The 8,682-nt window shown below is 66.8% G+C and carries 7 protein-coding genes; 3 read left to right on the top strand and 4 right to left on the bottom strand.

The genetic code is table 11. The features are described from left to right. Together GBZ26_RS23670 and GBZ26_RS23665 are read right to left on the bottom strand one after the other, a co-directional pair. On the bottom strand, positions 1–3,136 hold a 3,136-nt coding region (locus GBZ26_RS23670), incomplete at its 3' end, for a DUF4347 domain-containing protein (protein ID WP_174440956.1). 407 nt (positions 3,137–3,543) lie between these two features. Then, positions 3,544–4,113 carry a GNAT family N-acetyltransferase gene (locus GBZ26_RS23665; RefSeq protein ID WP_174440955.1) on the bottom strand — a complete coding sequence of 190 codons (570 nt, stop codon included), beginning with the start codon at positions 4,111–4,113 and terminating at the stop codon, positions 3,544–3,546. Between the two features lie 422 nt (positions 4,114–4,535). Here GBZ26_RS23665 and GBZ26_RS23660 point away from each other — a divergent pair, with 422 nt between their 5' ends. The 3 genes from GBZ26_RS23660 to GBZ26_RS23650 all read left to right on the top strand — a co-directional run bounded on the left by GBZ26_RS23660 (position 4,536) and on the right by GBZ26_RS23650 (position 6,414). After that, on the top strand, positions 4,536–5,204 hold the full coding sequence (locus tag GBZ26_RS23660; RefSeq protein WP_174440954.1) for a phage tail protein: 669 nt from the start codon (positions 4,536–4,538) through the stop codon (positions 5,202–5,204). Between the two features lie 110 nt (positions 5,205–5,314). Continuing rightward, on the top strand, positions 5,315–5,635 hold the full coding sequence (locus tag GBZ26_RS23655) for a DUF6916 family protein (protein WP_174440953.1): 321 nt from the start codon (positions 5,315–5,317) through the stop codon (positions 5,633–5,635). Between the two features lie 89 nt (positions 5,636–5,724). Continuing rightward, positions 5,725–6,414, top strand: coding sequence for a phage tail protein (locus GBZ26_RS23650; RefSeq protein WP_174440952.1), 690 nt, complete (start codon positions 5,725–5,727; stop codon positions 6,412–6,414). Here the strand turns inward: GBZ26_RS23650 and GBZ26_RS23645 are convergent. Continuing rightward, a complete protein-coding gene (locus GBZ26_RS23645) occupies positions 6,383–8,194 on the bottom strand; it encodes an alpha/beta fold hydrolase (protein ID WP_174440951.1) in 1,812 nt (603 codons plus the stop codon). The genes GBZ26_RS23650 and GBZ26_RS23645 overlap by 32 nt on opposite strands. 14 nt (positions 8,195–8,208) lie before the next feature. After that, the gene (locus GBZ26_RS23640) at positions 8,209–8,535 is read right to left on the bottom strand and encodes a glycoside hydrolase family 2 protein (RefSeq protein WP_174440950.1); all 327 of its coding nucleotides are present in this window, start codon (positions 8,533–8,535) and stop codon (positions 8,209–8,211) included. Positions 8,536–8,682: the final 147 nt, after the last annotated feature.

The following is an 8,682-nucleotide window of genomic DNA, read 5'->3' as shown; positions in this document are numbered from 1 at the left end:
TGACGTCATCGGCCCGGTACCACTGGTACGTGTAGCTCAGCGGGTCGCCGTCCGGATCGGTCCAGACACCGTCCCCCCTGGTCAGCGTGTTGCCTACCGTCGCCGTGCCCGTCACGCTCGGCGACGTGGTGTTCACCGGCGCTCCGTTGCCCACCCCCGCCACCTGTGACGAATAAGCCGATGTCGCCGTCTGCGTGCCGCCATTGCCGTCGTTGGCCGTCACCACCACGCGCAGGTATTTGTTCAGATCGCCCGCCGCCAGCGTGTAGCTGGAGCTGGTCGCCCCACTGATCGAGGCGAGGTTGGTGCCGCTGTTGTCGTCGGCCCGGTACCACTGGTAGGTGAAGTTCCGGTTGTCACCGTCGGCGTCGCTCCAGGTGCCGTCCGTCGTGGTCAGCGTGTTGCCCACCGTCGCCGTACCCGTCACGTTCGGCACCACGCTGTTCACCGGCACGCTGTTGAGGACGGCGGTGTAGGCGGAATAGGCGGTCGTGGTGTTGGAGTTGCCGTCGTTGGCGATCACCGCCACGCGCAGGTACTTGTGCGCGTCCGACGTGGTCAGCGTGTAGTTGGCGCTCGTCGCTCCGGCAATCGAGGCGGCGTTGGTGCCGTTGGGATCGTCGGCCCGGTACCATTGGTACGTGTAGCTCAGCGGGTCGCCGTCCGGATCGGTCCAGACACCGTCCCCCCTGGTCAGCGTGTTGCCAACCGTCGCCGTGCCCGTCACGCTCGGCGACGTCGTGTTCACCGGCGCTCCGTTGGAGGAGGAGCCCCCAAGAGTGATCTGGCTGGTCCGCGCGGTGCTGGTCGTTTCGCCGTCGTTGACGGTGACCGTGGCGGTGCGGGTGCCCGCGGTGACGCTGCCGGCTGTGTTTTTGTACTGGATCAGCCGAATCACCGCCTGATAATTCGCCAGATCCGACGCACCCCTCAGCGTGATCGTGGCCGAGTCGTTGCCGGTGACGCTGATGCCGTAGCCTCTCGCCGTATCCACGGAAGCAGAAAGCATGCTCAGCACTTCCGCCGCACCGTCCGAGGTGCCCGACAGTGTGATGGTGGCGCCGAGCAGGCGGGTGTCGCTGTCGGTCTGGGTCAGGACGGCGTCCGGGGCGATCAGCACGCCGGATGCGGGCGTGGAGGTGGTGACGGACTCCCCGTTGCCGGCGCCCGCGCCGTTCAGATCAACGGACGGTTCGCCCACGTTCCAGTGCACCTCATAGGCACCGATGTCGAGCGCGCCGTCGCGGATGCGGTCCATGCCGCGAAAGTCAAACCCCGTGGACGCATAAAGGGATGCGGAAGTGTTGTCCCCTGCATTTATAAAGGATGTCGCGTTCGCAGCCGGGCGATAGTCACGATTGGCAACATCGTTGAATGTTGCTGCACCGCCAAGGGAGCCGATATAATTTTCCGAGCCCGCGGTCAAAGTGCCACTGCTCGTGTTGTTGATCTGATTGGGGTTGGTGAAGGTCACATTGTTGCTGCTGCCCGTGTTTCCGGCAATGATCGAGTTTCTGACGGTTACTGCCAAGCCGGCGCCGGCTGCGCCAGAGCCAATGCCGGCCGTCGAAAACAAGGACGCTCCGGGGACGGTGTTGACCACCGTATTGTTTGCAATAGTGGAGTTTAGGATGGTTGCGGTATAGGCAGTTGTTCCCATAAAGGAAATCGAACCGCCGGCATAGGTGGCCGAGTTTGAGGCCATTGAATATTCGTTGTTCACAACAACTGTGTTTTCAACAAGCGTCGTGTGTGCCAAGATCCGCAGAGGAGCGAATGCAATATTGTTGGTTACTTGGCTTCTATTATCATGAATGAAAGAATTTCGGACGGTAAGTGACACACCGGTGCCTGTGGATGTCCCGATGGCGTTGCCAAGGCTGTAGCGGATGGTGACACCGTCGGCAACCATCGTTCCGTTGATAAGGGACAGCGCGCCTTGAACAGGGCTTGCAGTGTAAAATCTCTCGAAGACCAGGTTTTGGACATTGAACGTCTTGCCGCTCCCACTGAAGCTCAGCCCACCGTAGTCTTCCGTTCCCGTGCTTCCAACTCCAGTACCGCTCTTGTCGCCGCTGATAACGACATCCGCGATCCGGTCACCGTCGATGTCACCATTGATGGCCAGGGACTTGTTGGAAATGCTGAGCATGGCGCCGGCGCCGCTGGTTTCCAGCGACACGGTGGACCCTTTCAGAGTGGGATCAAATATAACCGCAGCCCCATCAGTGGCGTTCGTGATTACGTTGGCGAAAGACCCGCTGACCGTCGAATTGCCGGTAGCGGACGTGACCGTCAATGCCGTCATGGTGCCGGAGAAGGCCTCCATCGACGCCGCCGCGAAGGGGGCCGACGCCTCGATCGAACCGGACTTCACCTCCAGGGTCCAATTCTTGCCCACACCACTGCCGGTGTCGTCGCTGGACGCGGCGACATCGGCGCCGGTCAGCCGGTGGACCGTCTCCACGAACTCCTTGCCGGCCTCTCCCGCCCCAACGTTGCACGCGTAGAAGAGAAGGTCGCCGCCGGGCCGCAGCGCGGCGCCGATCGTCTGAAAATCGGCGGCGCGGTTGGCGAGCCCCGATGTCCAGTAGACGCGCCCGGCCATGTAGAGATGGCCCTCGCCGCCATGGCTGATGACCTGGACGGAATCCAGGCCGGACATCCCGGACAGCGCTTTCGCCATCTGGCCGAGCGCCTCCTGCTGGGAGTCGAGCAGGACGACCTTGGCGTCGGGGGCGATGTCCTTGAGCAGCGTCTGGTGATCGAGCACGGCGGTGTCGACGAACACCACCGACCGGACCGATCCCTGGATCTGGGCGAGCCGCGCCGTAACCGCCGCCGGTTCGGTGAGTGGCGGAGCAGAGGCGGCCGGGGACGCCGCCGCAGCCGGAACGGTCGACTCCTTGATGGCCCAATCGACCAGCTTGTCAGGGTCGGGGGCCTTGCCGGCACCCTTGTCCCCCGGCAAGGGCTGATCGGGTTGCTGATGGACCTCGGCGGCCGTGATGGCGCCCGCCGCGTCGAACATGAAGCGCGGTTCAAGAGCCATCGCGAACATCGATGAGGACGGCTTGCGCGTCTTGCCGGAATGCCCTTTCACGCCATTGCCGTTCGAACCACGCTTGCGCGCCATCGCCAGTCTCCCGCCATACGCAACACCGCCCGACCCTACGTCCAAAGCGGTCACCAAAAGGTGAATAGCATGCGGGAGCGTACCACCTTTTCACAGTCTTTGACAGCGCATCAGTCTATTCAGTCGGCAAAAGGGGTGGCCGATTTGCATTGATTCGCATCATCGGAGAGAGCAGCGTGTCGTAATTTGATGCATTTGTTTTCGCGTCGCGTTCTGCATTTCATTGCTGAAACGGACGCATATGTTGGTATGTTTTTCACACCGACGTTTCGCTCTCAGCGAGCGCATGGCAAGGCGAAGCCAAGCATTCGCGTGCATAGCGTCGCGCACCGATGTCACAGGCTTGGCAAGTCTTTACCGCACCGAAGGCCAGTTGACCGCCCGCCCGCTTCCTCGGGCGTTCACAGTCAGGAGGCGCCGCCCTGCTGCATCTGGGCCGGCAGGATTTGCGGCGGCAGATGCTGGATGCCAGGATGACCGGGCGGGAGCCAGATCAGTTCCAATGATGGCGACGTCTTTGCCAGCAGATCGAAGCCCAACCGGAAATAGAACCAGTGGACGCGCGTGTCCACCTCGGCCACCGACAACGTGATCGGAATGCGCATTTGCGCCGCGGTCCCCTGGAAGCTGCGCAGCAGATCGGTGCCGATGCCCTTGCCGCGGGCCAGACGGTGGATCTCCACCTCCGACACCCGCCAGTCGTAGCGGCCCAGATCCATCACGATCCGCCCCACCGGCTGGCCCGTCTTCTCAATGACGAAATCCAGATGCTCCGGATAGCGGCTTTCCTGGCCCATCCGCCGTGCGCCGTACTGCTGTTCGTAGAGTGTCCGGATGAAGTCGCGGTCGTGATGCGCCTTGGCCAGCCAGGGACGCGCGTCCATGAAGAGGCCCATCAGGAAGTCGTCGTCCGAAGGGCGGGGAAACCGCACCGTCAACCCGCCGAGCAGCGGCAGCGACCCATTCAGAACGGCCATCGGCCACACCCCTTCCGGTAGCACAAGCGTGCGTCCTGAATAGCCGAAGATGCGGGCCCGACGCAAGAATCGCCACTGCGGACCACCATGGCGACGGACGCCATGCGAGTCGTCCGGTTCGGCGTTGGTCCGGTATGGAATGGCCATGGAAGGAAAGGGGCCAACCCTCGGCGAACCGCGTGACGCGGCGGCGCCGATCCGGTGGCATCGGCCAAACACATACAGAAATATGCAACCGGAAGGTCGGCAAACAACGATAACAGTCGGAAAAAGTAACTTTTTGTATCGTTTATTGCCTAGGCCCTAACCGCTCAGGAGAATATTTCGGTATGCTTTCTATCACATTCGGCGGCGTAGCACGTCCTTAGGGGGGCGCTGGCCACAGTCCGCCGCAACCGGTTTCATACACAGGAGGTTTCGCCATGGAAGTTTACCTCGGCCTGGTCATCCCGTTCACCGGCGCCTACGCCCCCCAGTACACGGCCCAGTGCCTGGGGCAGCAGATGCAGGTCGGCCAGAACCAGGCGCTGTTCGCCATCACCGGCGCGATGTATGGCGGCAACGGCACGACCAACTTCAACCTGCCGGATCTTCGCGGTCGCGTCATGATCGGTTCGGGCTCCAGCCCCTACCTCAACAACCAGACGCTCAATCCGGGGAACTTCGGCGGCGTCGCGAACACCACGATCACTTTGCAGAACCTGCCGGCGCACACGCACGCCGCGACCTTCACGCCGTCGGGCAGCAGCACCAACGCGACGGTCTCCGCCGCCGCGGCCATCCCGGTGAGCACCGTCGTCGGCGGCAGCAGCACCCCGGCGGGCGGCAACAACTATCTCGGCGCGCTCCAGCTCACCGAGCCCGGCCTTGGCGTCACTCTGGACGGTCCCTACAGCTCCGGCACCGCGCCAAACGGCTCGGCGCTGGTCGGTTCGGCCTCCGGCACCGTCACGATGGGCGGGTTGACGGGCACGGTGAGCGTTGCGGCGGGCGGCGGCGTCACCAACCCGACTCCGGTGAACAACATGCAGCCCTATGTGGCGCTGACCATGCTGATCATCACCAGCGGCATCTTCCCGATGCGCGACTGATCGGGAGCGATCCCCCGATCGTCGAACACCGGATGGACGGACGCGGCGCGTTGGCCTTTCATGCTCGGACCATCAGCCGAAACTCCAGACCCTCAGACCGGACCTTTGAGATGACCATCGACATCGCCACCATGTCTCACGAGATGTTCACCCCGCATCTCGGCCAGACGTTCCGTTTCCTGGCCCCGGAAGATGGGTCCGTGATCACGGAAGTCGAGTTGACGAAGCTGACGGAACGTCCGGAGTGCACGCCGCGCTGGGCGAAGCGCACGTCCTTTTCGGCTCTGTTCGAAACTTACGGCCCAAGCCAGCTGTGGAACGGCTACTTCCAGATCGACCATCCGACGATGGGACCGCTGGGCCCCTTCTACATCGTGCGCATCATCCCGCGCGACCCCGACCGGGGCTGTTTCGAATTGATCCTGAACTGAGTCCGGCCGCCACGCCTCACCCCGCGGCTTCATCGCACAGTGCCGCGCACCGTCCGTTCCAGCGCATCGAATCCACCGGAGATCTCGCCATGGACTTCTACCTGGGTACCGTTTTTCCATTCGCCGGCAGTTTTGCCCCGGTGAACACGCAGCAATGTCTGGGACAGCCCGTCAACAGCGCGCAATACCAAGCCCTGTGGGCGGTTACGGCCGGCGCCTTCGGCAGTGGGCAGAACGCCCAGACGTTCAACCTGCCCGACCTGCGCGGCCGCGTGATGGTGGGGCCGGGGACCAGCCCCTACACCGGTTCCACGATCAACACCGGCAATTCAGGCGGCGCACAGTTCACAACGATCAACGGCGCCAACCTGCCGGCGCACACCCACGCCACGTCATTCCAGGGCGGCAGCACGGGCGGCAGTGTGCCCTTCAGCGGAACGGTCACCGTGCCGTTGAACCCCGCCGTCGGCACCAGCAACAGCCCTTCCGCCATTCCCGCCGTGCTGGGCGGGCAACTGCTCACTGAACCCGGACTCGGCGTGACCCTCGACGGGCCGTACATCCCGGCCTCCAGCCTGCCGACGCCGCCGACCGGAAGCTCGCTCACGGGCGCGCTCTCCACGCAGGGCACGGTCAGCGGCGGTCCCACGGGCGCCACCGTGGCGGTGAGCCCGGGCGGCGGCGTCGTTTCCAGTCCGATCCCCCTCAACAACCTGCAGCCTTACCAGTCGCTGTTCTTCTTCATCTTCATGCTGGGCTATTTCCCGTCGCGTGATTGACGCGAAAGGCCCCGGTCCCTTCCGGTGGGCCGGGGCCTTTCCCCCGCAAGACATCCGCCGCGCCCGTGCCGATGCGGTCCAGCAGGTCATCCAGCAGGTCGGCAAAGCGCTCCCGCGCGGCGCGCTCCATCAGGCTGTGATCGGCTCCGGCAAGGCGCTCCATCCTCAGCCCCCCCATCCGGCGCAGCTGCCCGCCGTCCGCCCCGGCCTGCGCCTCCAGTTCGCCCAGCGTCACGTCGCCCACGCTGTGCACCATCAGCGTGCGGACTCCGCGGTCGCACAACGCCTGGAAGGCGTGCAGCACATCGTCGTGGGCGTAGCCCCGCCCTGTCAGACCGGCGCGCAACCGCCCGGCCCCGATGCGCAGGCGGCGGGCCGCGCGCTCCGAAAGGCCGCGGGCGACGCGCGACGCCTTGCGGTCCTGGCGCAGGATGGCCCGCCACACCGCCGGCTCGGTCAGGCGGGGAAGATAGGCGGTGGCCGGCTTGACCGCGCTGCCGATGGCCTCCTCCTGCGTCACCCCGTCACCCAGCACGAAGCGACCCGGATTGACCAGCGCCAACCCGGCGACCCGCGGGTCGGCCAGCGCCACCCGCAGCGCGACCGCCGCCCCGGCGCACAGCCCCACGGCGACCGCGGCGCCATGCCCCGCCGCCGCCAGGGCGTCCAGCCCGGCCTGCGCGTCCTCCACCATGTCCCGGCAATAGATCAGCCCATCGCGGCGGCCGGGCTTCGACGCGCTGTCCCCCAGCCCGCCCAGATCCATGCGCAGCGAGGCGATCCCCCGCGCCGCCAGACGCCGGGCCAGCCGCACCGACATGCGCCCGGTGCCGGTGTGAGGCGTGGCGCCGCTGTTCAGCAGCAGAACGGCGGGCGACTCGATGGCCGTGGCGGTCGCCGGTTCGCAAAGAATCCCGAACAGGCCCGTGTCGGGACCGAAGCGGAGCGGGCGTTCCACCGCATCGGGAACGCGCAGGCGGGGAGCGGACGCTTCCATCGTTCGGCCCGGCCCGGCGCGCGCCACTCCCGGCACCAAGTCCGGCGCCAGCCAGGCCGCCGCCCGCGCGAAGGCCGAACAGTCCAGGGCCGCGTGCTGGACGCTGCTCATCAGCCGCACGTGGTCGGGGAAGGACGCCTCCTCGACGTCGGCCCCCAGCGCGCGGAACCGCTCCGCCAGAGCGGCGGCGCGGCCCTCCGGGCGGTCGAGGATCAGCACGCGCCGCGCCGGGGCTTCCATCATCCGCGCGAGGTCGAGCCCCCGCAGCGCCTCCGCCGTCTCCGGAGTCAGGCGGAACCCGGCGCTGTCGATCCCCTCCGGCCCCACCGCGGGCGGGGCATCCGCCGGCCGCGCGGCGAGCAGGGCCATGGCCCGCAACTCCTGCAGGAATGCTCGGCCCGAAGGGAAGGGAGACAGCAGGACCAGAGCGTCCGCTCGCACGTCGCGGGACGCTGCCGCGGCCAGCAGCGCGCCCAGCCGCAACCCGACCAGTGCAACCTCCGCCACCCCCGTGACGGCGCGCAAATGGGCGGCCGCGGCACGGATGCCGCCGAGCCATGCGTCCAGGCGGGACGGATCGCCCTCCTCACCGACGCTGTTTCCGGTGCCGGGATAATCGAAGCGCAGCACCGGCGACCCGGCCGCAGCCAAGCGTTCGGCGAAACGGCGCCACGCCCGGTGGGTGGCCAACGCCTCCCCACCGTAGGGGGCGCACAGCACGACACCGCGGCGCCCGGCCGCCGGATGCAACCAGCCGAAGCAGCCGTCAAACAGAACGGGCACAGACGGATCGGACGTCATGCCACCCCCCGGTAGCGGGTCGGATCCAGGCCGTTCAACGCATGGATCTCGCCATCGGGCACCGCCGCGCCAGGGTGGCGTGGGACCAGCCTCACCCGGCGTTCTCCTCCCGGCGGCAGATGGAACCAGTCCGCCTCCGCCCGGAACGCGTCATCCTCGATGTGGACGGAGCGCGCGAGGCGCCGGCTGGACAGGATCAGCGACCACCCCTCCGCCGACCGCTCCACGCGGGCGCCCAAGCCCAGATCCGCGCGCTCCATCCGCCCGCCCTGCGGGAAGTGGAAGGCCTCGGCCATCGGCGCGCCGGCGCCCGGGGCGGGCAACGCCGCCCCCACCCCCGCGTGGGGGGGGGGGCCCGAGCGGGGGGGGCCCGGCCAATCCCTGAAAAGGGTGGGGCGCGGGGGGGGCGGGAGCGCCCTGGGGCCGGGCGGGGGGCGGGGGGGCGCCCCCTCCGGCCCCCGCACCCGCCC

The organism is Azospirillum formosense (assembly GCF_013340925.1).
GTDB lineage: Bacteria > Pseudomonadota > Alphaproteobacteria > Azospirillales > Azospirillaceae > Azospirillum > Azospirillum formosense.
The sequence above is the reverse complement of the archived record's forward strand: the minus strand, read 5'-3'. Positions and strand labels throughout refer to the sequence as shown.